The organism is Pseudarthrobacter sp. NamE2 (assembly GCF_005796205.1).
In the GTDB taxonomy this organism is placed as follows: domain Bacteria; phylum Actinomycetota; class Actinomycetes; order Actinomycetales; family Micrococcaceae; genus Arthrobacter.
On record NZ_VAHN01000012.1, the window covers coordinates 114,882 to 131,520 of the forward strand.

Genomic DNA, 16,639 nt, shown 5'->3' on the forward strand with positions numbered 1-16,639 from the left:
TGTAGGGGGTCGGAAGATCGTAGGGGCAGCAAAAGATACGGTTTGCAGCTTTTTCTGTCCTGCCTGAAGTACACTTTGAGCGGGCCAGATGGCTGGCAGGCGGGAGGGGACGCATTGGAGAGTGGGATGGGCATCGCAGCACTGACTGGGCCGGGCAGGGTCGCCGCCCTGCCGGGGCTGGAGTTTCTGCCGGCCCCGATTCCTGGAGTTGTCCCTTGACGTCCAACACCGCTTTCCAAGCCCAGGTGTATCAGTCGCTGCCTGAGACGGAGCGCTCGGAAGCCATCGTCAACCGGATCTCGAAGGCCATCTCCCTGGGCCTGTTGAAGGTGGGCGAACGACTCCCCCGCGAGACAGTGCTGTCCGAAATGTTTGGCGTCGCCCCGTCCACCCTCAGGGAGGCGCTGTCCGAACTCAGGGATCAGGGGATCGTGGCAACCCGGAGGGGCCGCAGCGGTGGAACCTTCATCGTGAAGCAGCCCTTCACCTCGGATGAGGTCATCCGGACCTGGTTCCAGGACAGGTCCATTGCCGAGATCCGGGACATGGGTGACGAGCACGCTGCCATAGCCGCGGCCACTGTCCGGTTGGCGTGTGAGCGGGCCGAGCCGCACGAGTTTGTCCGGCTTACGGAGCTTGCCAGGGGCGTTGTCATGACAGACAAGCCGGAACTGCAAGCCCGCGCCGACAGCAGGTTCCATATTGAACTGGCGGTCCTCGCCCAATCCCCCAGGCTTACAAATGCAGAGATAAGAATGCAGGCCGAGACAGTCCAGGCGCTGTGGTCGAACGTATCGCTGACCCGCGACCCGGAGCAGGTGGCAGCCGAGCACCTGGCCTTGGCCCGCGCGATTGCCAATGACGCGCCCGAGGACGCTCAACGGTTAGTACTCGAACACATCCGGCATGACGTCCACCATCTGGTGGACGCGAAACTGTCCCTCGGATACCCGATGTATCAGCAGGAGCGCCCATGACCACCGATAACCCTGCCGCTAAGGCCGCCGCAGAGGTAGCCGCGTGGATGAATAGCGTCAGCAAGGACGTCTACAAATTTGCCGAGAGTGCCGGGGCGCTATGGACGAACCGCAGCAGCCCCCTCAAGGTAACCCCCAAGGACATCGCGGCACTCGAAACCATGTCCAAAGACTTCCTTGGAAAACACACCACCGCCATCGGCGCCGGTGTCATCTTTTCCGTAGAGGCGATCGAGAACCCGGGAGGAATTCTCGAATGGTGGACTTCACGTGCACAGGGCATCGAAAAACTGGAATTCGATCTCACCCCTGGCGGGGAACGGTTTTATGACTACCAGAACATGCCGTTCTTCGCCTCGGCCAGGAACACCGGTAAGCAGTCGATGTGGGGCCCTTATCTGGACTATTTGGGCCTGGACGAATACATCCTCACCCATACCGCGCCCATACAGCTCGCCGGGACCTTCATAGGAGTAGCTGGCTATGACATACGAATCCGGAAACTCGAAGAACTGTTCATGCCGGCACTCCGGGCCATCCCCGGAGACGCAGCCCTCCTCAACGAAAACCGCAGCGTGGTGGTAGGCAACTCCGGTGCCTACCTGGTGGGCGAAAGACTCCGTACCATCCCCGACGACAAGCAATTGATCCCCGTTGACGCACCCCACCTGGGACTCTCGCTGCTGACCAGCCAATAGGCCTGGTGCCGGGTGAGCCGTTTGGTGCAGGAAGAGCAGGGGAAAGTGGCTCCAGCGGCAGGCACTCAAGGAGCAAGTTCCCCGCTCGCTTCGCTGGCAGCGGCACTTACGCCCGTGCCGCCGTCGTACATCCTGCTCACAGCACCGTCGGCGTGCCCGGCGCCGGCGGAGGCGGGTCAGCGGGCTGCTCCGCGCGCCACGGGGCCCGCCACTCCGCCGCATCCCAGCCGTCCATGATGTAAATCCGCTCGTGCGCCACCCGGTCGCCCCGGAACTCCACGATGCTGACCGTGTACATCCAGGGCGCGCCGTCGTAGCTGATCAGGTTCTCGACAACCACCAGGTCTTCACGGTGGGTGATCCGCCGGGTGTGGAACTTGAGCTTCGCCGGGTACTGCCGCCGCCATTCGCGGAAGTTCTCCACACCCTCGAACCGCTCGCCGGACTGGGGAAACTCCAGCACCGCGTCGTCGTGGTAGATCTCGTGGGCGATGTCCTCGTCCCTGCCGGAGTACTCCCAGTGGCGCCGCAACGCCTGCAGCAAGTCTGTCTCGTTGAGCATCACTTACCTCCGGTCCGTGCGGCGGGTGAAGACCAGATGGACCACCCCTTGCGGCGAGGGGGTCGCCTCAATGTCAAAGCGTTCCTCAAGTCCTTCGAGTCCGTCCCACAGCCTTTCACCCCGGCCCAGGATGATCGGCACGAGGACGATATGCATGTGGTCGATCAGGTCGGCCTCGAGGAACTGCCGCACCGTGCTGGCACCGCCGCCGATCCTGACGTCCAGGCCGGGGGCCAGGGCGCGGGCCTGTTCCAGCGCGGAGACAGGGTCGGCGTCAACGAAGTGGAAGGTTGTCCCGCCTTCCATTTCCAGGACCGGCCGGGGATGATGCGTCAGCACAACCACGGGGGTATGGAACACAGGGTTATCGCCCCACCAGCCCTTCCAGTCCTCGTTCTCCCACGGACCGCGTTGGGGGCCGAACTTGTTGCGGCCCATGATTTCGACGCCGACCCCGGGTCCCCACTGGCTGGCGAACGACTCGTCGACGCCGAAGGATCCTTCAGTTTCCCCGTGGAGGCCCATCGCACGGAAGGTCCGGGTCTCGAAGGCCCACTCCAGCAGCCGCGTGCCGGCGTGGCCGAACGGCGCCTCCAGTTGCTGGCCCTCGCCGGTGCCGAAGCCGTCGAGGGAGACCGAGAAATTGTGCACGCGGACAAGGGACATGTCGGCTCTCCTGAAGTGTCGGTGGCAGCCACTCTAGGGCGGTCAATCCCCACTGCTCAAGACCGCGTCCCTAACCGAACAGCGCCGCCACCCGTGTCAGGGTCTGGAAGATGCCGTAAGCCAGCGGCACCCCCACCAGCGCCCAGGCAATGGCGAGCTTGCCGGCGGATGCCTTGGTGCGCGCCTGCGTGCCGTGCGTGTGTGCGGTGCTCATCTCAGGCCTCCATGGCAGGTTCGTGGGCCCGGCCGCGGTCCGGCCGGGATTCGTGGAATCGTGCGTCCACCGGTTTGACCATCAGGTTGGCGAGGAACCCGACCACCAGCAGCGCCACCATCGTCAGCAGCGCCGGCTGGTAGGACGCCGCATCCAGCTGGCCGGGCTTGCCCTGGGCGTCGAGGAAGGCGTTCACGATCAGCGGCCCGGCCACCCCTGCGGCGGACCAGGCGGTCAGCAGCCGGCCGTGGATGGCGCCCACCTGGAAGGTCCCGAACAGGTCGCGCAGGTACGCCGGGACGGTGGCGAAGCCGCCGCCGTAGAACGAGATGATGACGAACGCGAGCGCCACGTACAGGACGGTGGTGGCGGACCCGGCCAGCGCCAGCACCGTGTACAGCACCGCACCGACGCCCAGGTACACCATGTAGATCCACTTGCGGCCGGTGACATCGGACGTGGCGGACCAGGCGAACCTGCCTGCCATGTTGCCGATGGACAGCAGCCCCACAAAACCCGCGGCGACGGCGGCACTCACCGCGGAGACGCCGTCGGACGCCCTGAAGAAGTCCTGGATCATCGGTGCGGCCTGCTCCAGGATGCCGATGCCGGCGGTGACGTTGCAGAACAGCGCGACCCAGACCAGCCAGAACTGCGGGGTCCGGACCGCGTTCTTCGCGGACACGTTCTCCGTGGTCACCAGCTTGGCGGCCTTGACCTTCGCGGGGTCGAACCCGGCGGGCCGCCACCCGTCGGCGGGGACCTTGATGGTGAACGCGCCGAAGAGCATGTAGGCGAGATAGACGACGGCGAGCGTCAGGAAGAGCCTGCCCACGGCATCGCCGCTGGCCACCCAGCCCTCCGCGCCGGAGTTGGGGTCGTACGCCTTGAGCAAGGCGGTGGAGACGGGGCTCGCGATCAGCGCGCCCCCGCCGAAGCCCATGATCGCCATGCCTGTGGCGAGCCCGGGCCGGTCCGGGAACCACTTGATCAGGGTGGACACGGGCGAGATGTAGCCGATGCCCAGGCCGATGCCGCCCACCACGCCGTACCCGAGGTAGACGAGCCACAGCTGCTGCGTGAAAATGCCCATCGACCCGACCAGGAAGCCGCCCGCCCAGAACACAGCTGAGCTGAACATCGCCTTGCGGGGTCCGTTCCGGTCCACCCAGGTGCCCATGACCGCCGCGGAGAGGCCCAGCATCACGATGGCGATGGAGAAGATCACGCCAATCTCGGTCAGGCTGGCCCCGAAGTGTTCCACCAGCGCGGTCTTGTAGACGCTGGTGGCGTAGGCCTGCCCGATGCAGAGGTGGACGGCGAGCGCGGCGGGCGGCACCAGCCAGCGGTTAAACCCCGGCGGGGCGATAGTTCGTTCACGGTCCAGCCAACCCATAAGTGCTCCGTTGCTCCTCAAGAGGTGTCCCCCACGGTTGCAGCCCGCGCGCTCCGCGCGGGCTGTTTCGCCGCCAACCCTCCCCGGGAGCTACGGCCTCCGGCCATCATGGTGCAGATCACTTACCGGCGGGTAACCCCCGCGCCGAGCGGTAGGAAAAGAACGTTGAACGGTCCGGCGCCGGAACGGCCTCTTCATCTTTCCCGGGCCCAGCCCGCACTGTGATAGGCCGGTAGTCATGTCTTCTTTATCCGGAACCCCCACCACGGCCTCAGCCGGTGAGGAACGCAGCGCCCGCATCGCCGTCACGCTCTTTCCCCTGCTCATCCTGGCCGGCGGCGCCGTAGCGCTCGCCGCACCCGCAGCCTTCACCGGCTTGACCTCATGGATCAACCCGCTCCTGGGCATCATCATGTTCGGCATGGGCCTGACGCTCACGCCCCCTGACTTCGCCGTCATCGCCAAGCGGCCCATCCCCGTGGTGATCGGGGTGGTGGCGCAGTACGCCATCATGCCGTTCCTCGGCTGGCTGATCTCGGTGGCACTCGGGCTGCCGCCTGCGCTGGCCGCGGGCGTCATCCTGGTGGGCTGCTGCCCCGGCGGCACCGCATCCAACGTGGTCTCCTACCTGGCCAAGGGGGACGTGGCCCTGTCCGTGGCCATGACCACCGTCTCGACACTCCTCGCTCCCCTGCTGACCCCGGTGCTGGCGCTGTGGCTGGCCGGCCAATACATGCCGGTGGACGCCGGCTCCATGGCCTGGTCCATCGTCCAGATCGTGCTGTTCCCCGTGCTGCTGGGCCTTGTGGTCCGGGTCTTCCTGCCGCGACTGGTCAACAAGGCACTGCCCGCCCTGCCATGGATCTCCGTCACCGCCATCACCTTCGTGGTGGTGGCCGTGGTTTCCGTAAGCGCCAACGCGATCTTCTCCGCCGGGCTCCTGGTCCTCGCCGCGGTGATCCTGCATAACGGCCTGGGCTATGCCCTCGGCTACACGGCGGCCCGGCTGTTCCGGCTGCCGATTCCTGCCCGGCGCACCACCGCCGTGGAGGTGGGCATGCAGAACTCGGGCCTTGCTGCTGGCCTGGCCCGCACATACCTGACGCCCGAATCAGCCTTGCCCGGCGCCATCTTCTCCGTCTGGCACAACGTCTCCGGCGCACTTCTCGCCGCCTACTGGCGCCGACGCAGCACTCCTGCCGTTCGCGACGGCGAGCAGGTTCCGGCGGCAGTTACGGAGTAACCGGCCCAGACCATACGGAACGGACGACGGCGGCACTTCCGCGAGTGCCGCCGTCGTCCGTTTTTGCTCACATCACCGTCGGCTTCCCGGGCCCGCCCTTGTGAGACGCCCGCGCGATTTCGAAGTTTTCCTCGAACGGCAGCGTCTCCACGTCCAGCAGCGGATTGTTGTCCTGCGTCTCCACCAGCTTCCGCGCCGCTTCTTGAGACACCACGTTCGGCATGGACCCCGGCAGGTGCCGCCGGACCGATTCGGGCAGGAAGTAGATGGCCACGGCGGCAACCGCGGCCACGGCCATGAGGTAGTAGGCGATGGCCATGTCGTCGCCGGTCAGCCCGATGAGGGCCGCGATGATGAACGGGGCCGTCCCGCCGAAAATCGCCACCGCCAAGTTGTAGGCGATGCCCATCGCGGAAAACCGGTGCTCCGTGGGGAACAGCGCCGGCAGCGCGGATGCGAGGTTCGGCACCGAGAACGCCACCGGGAAAGCTATCAGGGCCAGGCCCAGCAGCGTGGCCGGGACGCTGCCCGCCGCAATGGCCAGGAACGCCGGAACCGCCAAGGCGACCGTGCTGGCGGCCCCGATCCAGAGCACCGGACGCCGGCCGATCCGGTCTGAGAGCAGCCCCGTGAACGGGATGCACAGCGCCATGCCCACCAGCACCGGGATGGTCAGCAGCGTCCCCTCCACCTCGCTGTACCCCTTGTTGGTGGTCAGGTAGGTGGGCATGTAGGAGGTGAGGGCGTAGGCCACGGTGTTCGCGGCCGCTGCCAGGATCATGGCCAGCAGGATCGGCCGCCAGGGGCGCAACAACGGTTGCGTTTTTGCGGAAAAGTACGACGGCGGCGCGGGCCTCGGGAGCGCGCCTTGCGTTCTGCCGAGTCTGCTGCTTTGGCCCTGCCGTCAGTGGAAGCCGACCGAAATGTCGTACCCCCGTTAGAGGATGTTCCCATGGAAATCAGCGCAGGAACCCGGACAGGCATGGAGGCAATTTATGCCACCGTTGCTGCTCTCACCGCGCTTGATGCCGAGGACGCCGCCCTCGCTTCCGTCGGCGCTTCGGCTGTGGCCGGGGACGGCGTGGATGTGCTCCAGCGGGCGTATGAGATCCGGCTGGAACGGATGGGACTGGAGAAGAAGCTGGAGGCCCAGGCCGCGGCCCGGAAAGCCCGGTCCGTCGTCGAAGCCTCGGACCTGCAGCAGGCCATGATCCCGCCGGACGCACCGCTGCATGACCGGACCTACACTGAGATTTCCACAGTGGAGGAGATCGCCGGGATTCTGACCATCAGTTCCGGGGCCGCGTCCGGGTTCATCACCCAGTCCCGTCAGATGTGTGCGTTGCCGCCGGTGTTGGACGCCCTGTCCATGGGGAGCCTCTCCTGGCAGCAGGCCCGGATCTTCGCCGACGAGACCGAGGCGTTGGACCATCCCGCCGCAGCCGCCCTGGTGGAGCACTTCCTCGACCCCGACGCCCCTAACCCGGCCAGGGGTTGCCCCGCTACCGGGCTGGTGCCGGCCCGGTTGCGGGCAAGGCTACGGGGCTGGCGGGAACGCCACCATCCCGAATCGATCGAGAAACGCCACCACAAAAGCGCCGCGGACCGGCGGGTGGAGTTCACCCCGGACCGGGACGGGATGGCATGGATCTCCGCCTACCTGCCCGCCGACCAGGCACTGGCAATCTCGAATGACCTCACCGCCACTGCCCGTGGTCTCCAAGGAGAAAACGAAACCCGCACCCTTACCCAACTCAAAACCGACGACTTCGCCAGACGCCTCCTCACCAACCGCGGCGCCACTGCCATAGACCGCAGCACCGGCCTCGTCCCAGGCGAGGCACCGGAGAAGATAATCGGCTTGGCCACACTCGTCGGTTCGGACGAAACCGCGACAGTCGCCAGCACCTGCAGCGACGCGGGAACCCAGGTGGACCACGGATTGAGCACGGACGGCACGGATCCGGGCACCAATCCAGCCACAGGCAAGGTCCCCACGCCCCGCGCCGACGTGCTCGTCACCGTCCCGTTCTTCGCACTGCTCGGTCTCACCGATGAACCCGCAGAGCTCGACGGGTACGGCCCTATCCCGGCCTCCATGGCCCGCAAACTCCTTGCCGACGGCGCCGAATCCTTCCGCAGGGTCCTGCTCGACCCCAGCGACGGAACACCCCTCGAGATCGGCCGCACCAGCTACCGCCTCACCAAAGCAATGAAAAAGGCGCTACAGCTGCGGGACGGAAAGTGCACCTTTTCCGGCTGCAACAACAACTCCCTCGACAACGAAGCCGACCACCTCACAGCCTGGCAACACGGTGGAACCACCGGAATCAGCAACTTGGCACAACTCTGCCCAAAACATCACCGCCTGAAACACAACAGCGGCTGGGAACCCACCGCGGCAACCAAACACGAACCACCCGGCTGGACCTCACCCACCGGCCGTCACTACCAAGCCGAACAACCGGACCGCGAACCACCGCAATGGCCGCCGGGCATCCTATCGACGGAAGCGAGTCCGCCGGAAATCTACTCATCGGCACATAGTCCGCTGGAAAATGTGCTTCTCCAGCTCCTCCCGGGATGACTTCGCCAGCGTAGATCCGGCCGGCTCCCCCTGGGACGCCGCCCCCTTATAGAGACCGCTTGTCTTCCGCCCGGGCTGGCCCTACCGTGTAGGAACTTGGCGGCTAAGTGCAGGTGCGGTCATGCGAAGAGTGTCCTGGTCATCGCGCTGTTTTTTCGCGTGCCTGCTGGCTGTGGTTCTCTCTGGTGCGTCCGTCCCGGTGCCTCGCGCCGCCGTCGTTACTCGCGCCGAGGCCGCCTCTGTTCCGGACAGTGCCCTCGACGCGGTGAACTCGTTTTTGCGTGAACGGATGGCGGAGATGCGGCTGCCCGGTGCCGCCGTCGTTGTGGTCCAGGACGGGGAGCTGGTGCACTCCGCGGCGTTCGGCCGGGCGGATGATTCGGGGCGGCCGATGACCGCGGACACCCCGGTGCTGCTGGCGTCGACCACCAAGTCCCTCACTGCCATCGCTGTGCTGCAGCAGGTGGAGGCCGGGCACCTGCGCCTGGACGAGCCGGTGCGGACGTACCTGCCGTGGTTCTCTCTGCAGGACAGCCGCTCGTCCCAGATCACCGTGCGGCACCTGCTCAACCAGTCCAGCGGTATGGCGTCCAAGGACACCGCATTCGAGGGCTCATTTGCGCAGGACCCGGAAGCACTGGAGGAAGGAGTCCGGGCCTTGTCCGGGTCGCCGCTGGCCGGGACGCCGGGTGAAGCCTTTGGGTATGCCAACGCCAACTTCAACATCCTGGGGCTGCTGGTGCAGACGGTCAGCGGACAGCCCTTCGGGGACTACATGCGGCAGCACGTCTTCGGGCCGCTGGGCATGAACCACAGTCATCCGACGCGAGCCGCCGCCCGCGCCGACGGCGCCGCTTACGGCTACTCGCGGTGGTTCGGTTCCTTCTGGCAGCAAACGGAGGTTCCGGCGCCCACCACCGGGATGCCCTCGAGCACCATGTACGCCTCAGCGCACGACCTAAGCCAGGAGCTGCTGATGCTGCTGGACGAGGGTTCATTTGACGGCCGCCGGCTTCTTCAGCCGGACAGCGTGCGGGCCATGCTGACGCCCGCCGTCCGGATCGACGAGTCGAAGATGTACGCGATGGGCTGGTTCACCCGGCCGCTCGTGGAGTCCGTGCCAGCCAACTTCGGCGGTTCCGAAACTGGCCTGCCGCTGCTCGCCGAGCATCAGGGTGAATGGGGCAACTCGCACACCTACCTGGCGATGGTCCCGTCCTCCCGCCTGGGCGTCGCCCTGGTGATCAACGCCAACGACACATCCTCGCCGTCCCGCCTGAAGTCCATTGACACCAATATCCTGCGGATCCTCCACGGCCAGGAACCCGTCCCGGCTGTGGTGCACGAGGACTGGCTGCAGCGCTATAGCTGGGCTGTAGCGCTGGCGCTCCTGCTCGCGGAGCTGCTCAGCCTGTGGCTGGCGCTCCGGATGCTGTTTCCGCGTCAAGCCGACAAACCCCGCGCAATCCGCCTGTGGTCCGTGGGCCTGGGAGCGCTGGCCCTCGACGCCCTCGCGCTGTGGCTCTGCTTCAGCTACGCCCCCACCAAGTTCGACACCGGGCTGGCAGTCATCATCCGCCAGTTCCCCGACGTCGGCGTGATGCTGGCGCCGGTCCTCGGCCTGGCACTCCTTTGGTCACTTCCCCGGACCTTCTGGCTGCTCGTTCCGAACCGGAGCCGCTTTTCCACCGGTGCTGGGAGCAAGAACGTTAGTCAGATGTCTGCTGGGCCACCTTCGCGCCACTGAACTTCCTGCGCTGCCGCACCACAAACAAGACTGCCGCGCAGGCGATAAGCATTACCGTCCCGACGGACACGAGCGGCAGTGCGAGTGAGCTTCCGGTGCTGGAGGCTTGCCGGCTGGTCGCACTGGCTTCGAGAGTGACCGGCGCGGACGGTGATGCCGTGGCTGTCGAAGTCGCCGAGGCGGAAGCCTCCGCCGTTGGCGTCGCAGGAGGCGCCTCCTCGATAGGCGCCACATCTGTAGGAACGGCGGACACCTCCGGCGCCTGTTCAACCTGAACGTCGGCAGCGGCCACGGGTGCCTCGACCGCAGGGGCATAGTATCCGTTGGACTGCGGCGGGGTATAAGCCGGAACGGGCACCGGATGGACCGGGGAATTATTGGCTGGTGCCGGGGCAGGCTGCACCGGGGCCGGCGCGACCGGAACTGGCTGAGCCGGGACAGGCTGAACCCACGGTTGCTCAACGGAAGGGGCGGGCGGCGCCGGACTGTACGTGGGCTCCTCGACTGGAGCGGGAGGCGGCTCAACCGGGAGTTTGCCATCGTTCGGGTCGTAGCAATACCGGATCCCATCGGACATCCAACAGACGTATTCGGCATGGGCCGGAGCTGCAGCCAGCAGAATCGCCGCCGCCGAGAGCGTGATAGCGACGGCGGTGCGGCGCAGCGACATGATTGTCACGATAGTTTCCCCCAAAACTTCGGCCGACTCGCGGCCATGTTTGTCCATCCTATCCGCACTGTCGCAAGGTTGCCGCACACGAACGTCCCGCGGGCGGCAACCAACCCGGGCGCCGCCGTCGTACATCCTGGATGCAGGAAAGCCCCGGCACGATTCTCGTGCCAGGGCTCCTCGTTCGCTAAGCAGCGGGCCTACGTATAGAGGTAACCACCGGTGGTTTCGACAAGCTCAACCACCAGTGACCTGGAACGCCAGGGTCTCCGTGAACGTCCGGCCGTACACGTCGGTGGCGGTGACGGTGGCGGTGTGGTCGCCGGCGGCGAGGTCGGCGGGGAGCTGGAACCGCCACAGGTGCATCATGCGGTCGGCCAGGCTGCCGCCGTTGACCAGCTGCTCCTGGACTGCGACGGGGTCGGACCATTCGGCACCGACCAGCTGGCCCTCGCCCTGCATCTGCTGGGTGCGGACAGCCTCAACTGTCTGGCCGCCGTCGAGCTGCACCTTCACGGTGGAGCCGGTGCTGCCCATCCAGAAGTTGGTGGTCAGCCAGGTGGTGTTGGCCAGGTCCTCGCGGGAGACCGTCAGCGGGTCGGTGAACTCGGGGGCCTTGCCCTTGTTGGCCAGGTTCTGCGCGTACCACTCGCGGTAGCGCGGGGTGTTCAGGCCCAAAGACATCTGCAGGGACTCGTCCTCGCCGCGGACCGTGAAGCGCTCCTGGAACTGGTTGTTCTTGATGTCCAGGGTCAGCACGCCCGGCAGGCCGCCGTCACGCTGGTACGCCAGCGGGTAGCCCTCGGCGGTCTCACGTCCGGAGTACCAGTCACCGGAGATCGCGCCGGCGGTGATGTGGGTGAACGGGAGGGCGTCGACGCCGAACAGCTCGGACCAGCCGGCCAGGGAGTCGCCTTTACGGAGGTTCTCGATGCTGTGGGTGTGCCCGCCGAGCGCCACCACCTCGCGGCCTTCGAGGATCTTGTAGATCTCCTTGACCTGCTCCACCTGGTGCTTGCTGCTGCCCTGGTCGGCGTAGTCCAGCAGCGGGATGTGCGCGGCCAGCACGATCAGCTGGTTCTGCGGGACCTGGGCGATGTCGTTGCGCAGCCACTCGAGCTGCTGCTCATCCAGGGAACCGGTGTAGTCACCCTTCCTGGCGGGCAGCTTGGTGGGGAACTCGACAGTGTTCAGGGCAACGACGTGCGCCTTGCCGGCGTCGTAGGAGTAGTACTCCGGGCCGAGGTTGGCCTTGAAGGTATCGAACGTGTGCTCGCTGGTGGTCGCGTCGAAGTCCAGGTCATGGTTGCCCGGAAGGAAGCGGGCCGGGCCGTTCAGCATGCCGGCCAGTTCCCGGGTCTGCGGGTACAGCGAGAGGTCGTCGCCCACCACGTCGCCGATGAACAGGGCGCCGCAGCCGGCGTAGTCCGTGCGGGCGGCCAGGTCGGCGAACGCGCCGGTGCGGGCGTACTCCACCTCGTCCTGGTCGTAGGTCTGCACGTCGCCGCCGATCACGCAGTGCTGCTCGGGCGACTGCGTCAGGCCGCTCTTGGCCAGCGGGAAGTTCACCTGGTCCGGCAGTTCCCCGGTGGGGCTGATGCCGCCGAACTTCAGCTCCGGGGAGCCGGCGGGCAGGTGGTGGTAGAAGAACTGGGCCACGTTGTCCTCGTCCACCGGGACCTGGTAGCCGCGGGGCTGGGTGACGAACACGGTCATGTTGTCGAACGCGGGCAGCTCGTAACGGCCCTGACTATCGGTCTTCGTGACGTCGCGGCCGTTTGAGACGGTCACGCCCACCAGGCCGCGCTCGTTGTCGTCCTGCACCGAGTCCCGGTCCTCGTCCACGAAGGCCACGCCGTCGACGACATCCTGGTTCTCGTCCGGGCCTTCCACCACGTTGACGCTGCCGCGGTAGGCCGTCTCGGCCCAGTCGTTGGGCTCGGCGGCGGTGGCGGCCGAGGGGTTGATCAGGGTGGCGGCGGCGATGATGGCCAGGGTGCTGGCGGTCAGGGCCAAAGGCTTGGCGGGGCTTAACTTGGACGGTCTGGCAGTCAGGTACACGAAGATCCTCCGGTCGGGTGAATGCTGCCGGCTGTCACTGCCGGCCCCTCCAACCTCACAGCACGGGGTGAACGCTTACCGACGCGCGGGCCACCAGAAAGGGACGCGCACGTAACCACTCGGACAGGTTCCGCAGAAGTTCGACGGCGGCACTCCCCCGGGTGCCGCCGTCGAACCTTCCACGACCGCCGCGCCTGCGGCATCAATGGACGTTGATTCTGCTGGCCAGCCCGCGCCCCTCACACCCCCTGGCTTCACGGTCGTCGCCAAGCGGCCTGTGCCGCTCAACTTCCCGACAAGGCAGCTAAAAGTGCCCTTGCTTCAGACGGTTCCGGAAGCCCGTTGGTGTCACCCACTGTGGCAATAACCCCGGCTGCGAATTGTGAGCCAAGCACTGCCGCGCCGGCTGGCGGAATACCGGCGAGCCGGGCTCCAAGGTACCCGCCCAGGAAGGCATCACCGGCTCCGATCGGATCCACTACCCTGGAGGCGAGCGCCGGCTGATGGACCGGCTTCCCGTCCTTGTCCTGGAACCAGCAGCCGCGTTCGGCACCTTTCAGGACCGTTTCCCGAACGCCCGCTTCAGCGGCGGCGGCGAAGACGCCCTCCGGTGACGTTGTGTTGAAAAGCTGAGGAGACTCGTCATCACCCAGTACCAGGAGGTCAACGAGGGGGAGCACATCACGGATGGTGCCGGTGACCTCCGCCATGCCGCCCAGGGCTGGACGAAGATTCACATCAACCACCACCGCGGTTCCCCGGCCGGCCGCATCGGAGCATATCCTCTGGATCAGGTCCCGCAATCCTCCACCGAGCGCGGCAGTCAGCCCGGAGAGCAGGACAGCACGCGGTGCCTGGTCCGTCACCAGCCGGTCCGCATCGGAGCTCTCCATCGCCGAGGCTGCCGATCCCCGGCGGTAATAGAACACGCGCCGGCTCCCATCGCTGGGTGTCTCCCGCAGGAAGATCCCCGTTGGACGGGCAGGGTCCACAGCGACCATACGGGTCTCGATGCCCAGTTCCGTCATCGTCTGCCATACCCGCTGGCCGGGGGCGTCGTCGCCAATGCGTGTGAGCAGTGCCGCACGCCCGCCAAGGCGTGCAACAGCTGCACAGGCGTTGAATTCTGCGCCCGCCACGTTCACTTCGAGCCGGCTTGCGTCCTTAATGCTCGACGGCGGCGGGGCCTGCAGGAGCATCATCGCTTCCCCGATTGCCACGACGTCGAGCCGCTCGCCTAAAGGTTGTGCGCCCGGTGACCAAGCCACTTCATTCCCCGGTTCCAGCCTGCCCTGAGGGTTGCCACGACTTCACGAATGCGGCGGCGCGCTTCGCCAAGGAAGTCCAGTCACCGGTCATGGCGATTTTTTCCCCTACAAGAGCGCCGCCCACACCGACCCCGGCGCAGCCAAGACGGGAGTATTCTCTGGTCTGCTCTGCATCTACGCCGCCAGTGGGTACCAGGGGAATGTCAGGCAAAGGTCCCTGCAGAGCCCGAACGTAGGCCGCACCCCCCAGGGCATCTATCGGGAATACCTTCACCGCAGTTGCGCCTTGCTGCCAGGCGGAATCAATCTCCGTGGGAGTCATTGCACCGCAAATCACCGGTGTCCCTGATTCCGCCGCTGCCTTCAGCACTGACGGCACCGTCGTCGGGGTAACCAAAAAGCGGGCCCCTGCTTCAATTGCCGTCCGGGCGTCCGATTCAGTGCGGACACTGCCTATTCCGACGTCGCCCCGGCCTGCCCGGCTCCATCGGGCTACAGTCTCCAGGCACCCCGGGGTACCCAGCGTCACTTCGACGTTGTTGATGCCTGCACCCGTCAGGGCTTCGAGGACTTCGTCGGCAGCCGGACTGTTGCGGAGGCGAACGATCGCGATGATGCCCAGATCAATCGGCGGGGCCATCATCAGTGTCCTGTTCTCCCCGGCGCTGACACGGCAGACAGATGCAGAGCTTCATACTTGGAGGCTTCCTGCACCAGGAGCCCGAACACTTCATCGTGCAGATCTGTCTCCACCCAGTCCAGCCTCTCCCGCTCGCTGCTGAAGCTGATATCCATCCGCAAGTGCTGGTCCCCGCTGGTGTCATTGCGGTCTGTTTCCCTCAGCAGGACGCACTCGAGGAACCCGGCCTGGCGGCTGATCGCCGGGTAGAAGAACTCATCAAACCGGCGGCTGACTTCGCTGGTTTTCGCGGGCGCGACAATGATCGCGACGCTGACGCGCACCATTGCGCCGGTCATTGCAGCCTAAAAACGTTGGAGGCTGTTCCCCACAAAACTGCCTCCAGATCGCGCTGTGACAGTCCAAGGGCCTGGAACTTTTCTGTCTCCGGCTTCACGTTGTACGGCAGGTCCGCTCCGAACATCACACGGTCCGCCCCCAGCGTCTCGATCATGGCGCCAATTTCCGGCGTCTTGCACCAGGAAGGCTCGAGGTAGACATTGGGGCACACGCGGGCCACGGAGATGGCGTTGCCGGCGAACGTGGACATACCGGCGTGAGCCAGGACGATGGATACATCGGGGAACTCCCGCGCTGGGGCGAGGACGGCGGTCGGGTCTGCAAACGGCACACCGTCCCCCGTGTGCACCATGACCGGTATGCCCAGCTCCTGGGCAGTTTCAAAAACTTTGTGTCCGTCCCTGCTGCCGGGGTGGACAGCGTGCCCGATGGAATGGAGTTTCACCCCGACAAAGCCCAGGTCCTGAACACAACGGCGGATTTCACTGCGGTAGGCATCATTAGGGATGTGCGGATTGATGCTGGCGATGCCCCAGATTTTGAACGGAGCCGTCCTTGCCAGGTCCGCAATGGCGTCGTGCTGCAGGAGGGCGTCAGCGGCTCCCGGGAATGGCTGGACGATGCAGCCCTCCAGCGATGTCCCGTCAATGGCCGCCGCCAAATCGGTTTTTGTGACCTCCAGATCGAAGACGTTGCAAGGACCAAGATGCTGGTGGACGTCAATATGTTGTTTCATTTTCTTCCCTCCTGGCGGGACTTCGGGTGGCGATATTGCGTTGCAGCCATCCGGTGGGGAACTGTAGCTGACCCCCTGCAGTAACGTGCTCCAGCGCTTCCACCCCAAGGGTGACAACCGCCGGGTTGAAGGCCAGCGCGCCCAATGCGAGCGTTGCGCCTTTGCTGTCGATGACGCGGGTGTACATGACCAGCACGGCACTTCCCTGTTTGAGCCCCAGCTGCCTGGCCACGTCGTCGGACGCTTCCTCAGCGGTGATGGCACTCGTGACGCTGTCGATCTGCACCTGGTGTACGGACTCCAGGAAGGGGACTATGTCCCCGCGCAGCTTCTCTACGCACAATGGCTGCCCCTGGATTGTCGCCGGCAGAAGGTGGTAAAGGAGCGCGGCCGGCACGTCACCGAGGGCATAGCACCTGACACTCCGGAAGCCCGAATTCGACGGACTGCCTTCATCGAACATCCTGACTATGTCGTCCTCAAGCTCCATGTGTGTCACGGAAAACTCCAGGAGCCTGTGGTCCACACCGGATTCCTTCAGGAAATCGGCAAAGGACCCGATGATGTTGGCGGGGTAACGTAGAGCCGGCCGGACCAGCGGCATCAGAACCGTCCCGCGGCCACGCCTGCGTTGCACCCTTCCCGCAGCTTCCAGCCGGCCCAGTGCCTCCCGAATCGTCGCCCGGGAAACCCCGAATTTCTGGCTGAGTTCTGTTTCAGGCGGCAGGCGGTCCACGTCCTGGCTGCTGAGCTCCATGATGAGGCTTTCCAACTGTTCGAACGCCTGGTCTGCCCTGCTGGTTGCACCCATGTGTCTCCTTCCAGATAGCGGCAG

The 16,639-nt window shown here is 65.7% G+C and carries 17 protein-coding genes; 6 read left to right on the forward strand and 11 right to left on the reverse strand.

The features are described 5' to 3' along the window. Positions 1–215 precede the first annotated feature (215 nt). Positions 216–977, forward strand: a complete 762-nt coding sequence (locus FDW83_RS14665) for a FadR/GntR family transcriptional regulator (RefSeq protein WP_138138815.1) — start codon at positions 216–218, stop codon at positions 975–977. Further along, positions 974–1,675 carry a cache domain-containing protein gene (locus FDW83_RS14670; protein ID WP_138138816.1) on the forward strand — a complete coding sequence of 234 codons (702 nt, stop codon included), beginning with the start codon at positions 974–976 and terminating at the stop codon, positions 1,673–1,675. The genes FDW83_RS14665 and FDW83_RS14670 overlap by 4 nt, the downstream gene beginning before the upstream one ends. 136 nt (positions 1,676–1,811) lie before the next feature. Here the strand turns inward: FDW83_RS14670 and FDW83_RS14675 are convergent, their stop codons facing one another. From FDW83_RS14675 to FDW83_RS14685, 4 genes are all read right to left on the reverse strand, one after another. Beyond that, entirely contained in the window at positions 1,812–2,237 is a 426-nt protein-coding gene (locus FDW83_RS14675) for a nuclear transport factor 2 family protein (protein ID WP_171027575.1), read from the reverse strand. Positions 2,238–2,240: 3 nt separating this feature from the next. Next, on the reverse strand, positions 2,241–2,903 hold the full coding sequence (locus FDW83_RS14680) for a dihydrofolate reductase family protein (RefSeq protein WP_138138817.1): 663 nt from the start codon (positions 2,901–2,903) through the stop codon (positions 2,241–2,243). 70 nt (positions 2,904–2,973) lie between these two features. Beyond that, positions 2,974–3,117, reverse strand: a complete 144-nt coding sequence (locus FDW83_RS19210; protein WP_171027576.1) for a hypothetical protein — start codon at positions 3,115–3,117, stop codon at positions 2,974–2,976. 1 nt (position 3,118) lies between these two features. After that, positions 3,119–4,513 (reverse strand): OFA family MFS transporter, encoded by a 1,395-nt coding sequence (locus FDW83_RS14685; RefSeq protein ID WP_138138818.1) that lies wholly within the window; start codon positions 4,511–4,513, stop codon positions 3,119–3,121. A 238-nt stretch (positions 4,514–4,751) separates the two neighbouring features. On the opposite strand from FDW83_RS14685, the gene FDW83_RS14690 reads away from it, so the two are divergent. Continuing rightward, positions 4,752–5,756: a bile acid:sodium symporter family protein gene (locus FDW83_RS14690; RefSeq protein ID WP_138138819.1), complete on the forward strand. Its 1,005-nt coding sequence runs from the start codon at positions 4,752–4,754 to the stop codon at positions 5,754–5,756. Between the two features lie 67 nt (positions 5,757–5,823). Here FDW83_RS14690 and FDW83_RS14695 read toward each other — a convergent pair whose 3' ends face one another. Next, positions 5,824–6,570: an MFS transporter gene (locus tag FDW83_RS14695; RefSeq protein WP_370281313.1), complete on the reverse strand. Its 747-nt coding sequence runs from the start codon at positions 6,568–6,570 to the stop codon at positions 5,824–5,826. Between the two features lie 309 nt (positions 6,571–6,879). Between FDW83_RS14695 and FDW83_RS14700 the strand changes: the two genes are divergently transcribed. The 3 genes from FDW83_RS14700 (at position 6,880) to FDW83_RS19215 (ending at position 10,365) form a co-directional block, all read left to right on the forward strand. Beyond that, entirely contained in the window at positions 6,880–8,343 is a 1,464-nt protein-coding gene (locus FDW83_RS14700; protein ID WP_370281314.1) for a DUF222 domain-containing protein, read from the forward strand. A gap of 172 nt (positions 8,344–8,515) precedes the next feature. Then, positions 8,516–10,090: a serine hydrolase domain-containing protein gene (locus FDW83_RS14705; RefSeq protein WP_370281316.1), complete on the forward strand. Its 1,575-nt coding sequence runs from the start codon at positions 8,516–8,518 to the stop codon at positions 10,088–10,090. A gap of 134 nt (positions 10,091–10,224) precedes the next feature. Beyond that, the gene (locus FDW83_RS19215) at positions 10,225–10,365 is read left to right on the forward strand and encodes a hypothetical protein (RefSeq protein ID WP_171027577.1); all 141 of its coding nucleotides are present in this window, start codon (positions 10,225–10,227) and stop codon (positions 10,363–10,365) included. A 632-nt stretch (positions 10,366–10,997) separates the two neighbouring features. On the opposite strand, the gene FDW83_RS14710 is transcribed toward FDW83_RS19215, so the two are convergent. From FDW83_RS14710 to FDW83_RS14735, 6 genes are all read right to left on the reverse strand, one after another. Beyond that, a complete protein-coding gene (locus FDW83_RS14710; protein ID WP_205754684.1) occupies positions 10,998–12,821 on the reverse strand; it encodes a calcineurin-like phosphoesterase family protein in 1,824 nt (607 codons plus the stop codon). A gap of 284 nt (positions 12,822–13,105) precedes the next feature. Beyond that, positions 13,106–14,089: a sugar kinase gene (locus FDW83_RS14715; protein WP_138138822.1), complete on the reverse strand. Its 984-nt coding sequence runs from the start codon at positions 14,087–14,089 to the stop codon at positions 13,106–13,108. 1 nt (position 14,090) lies between these two features. Further along, the gene (locus FDW83_RS14720) at positions 14,091–14,732 is read right to left on the reverse strand and encodes a bifunctional 4-hydroxy-2-oxoglutarate aldolase/2-dehydro-3-deoxy-phosphogluconate aldolase (protein ID WP_138138823.1); all 642 of its coding nucleotides are present in this window, start codon (positions 14,730–14,732) and stop codon (positions 14,091–14,093) included. Then, positions 14,732–15,067, reverse strand: a complete 336-nt coding sequence (locus tag FDW83_RS14725; protein WP_138138824.1) for a hypothetical protein — start codon at positions 15,065–15,067, stop codon at positions 14,732–14,734. Before FDW83_RS14725 ends, FDW83_RS14720 begins: the two co-directional genes overlap by 1 nt. Beyond that, positions 15,064–15,804, reverse strand: coding sequence for an amidohydrolase family protein (locus tag FDW83_RS14730; RefSeq protein ID WP_138138825.1), 741 nt, complete (start codon positions 15,802–15,804; stop codon positions 15,064–15,066). Before FDW83_RS14730 ends, FDW83_RS14725 begins: the two co-directional genes overlap by 4 nt. Next, positions 15,788–16,615 carry a GntR family transcriptional regulator gene (locus tag FDW83_RS14735; protein WP_138138826.1) on the reverse strand — a complete coding sequence of 276 codons (828 nt, stop codon included), beginning with the start codon at positions 16,613–16,615 and terminating at the stop codon, positions 15,788–15,790. The genes FDW83_RS14730 and FDW83_RS14735 overlap by 17 nt, the downstream gene beginning before the upstream one ends. Positions 16,616–16,639: the final 24 nt, after the last annotated feature.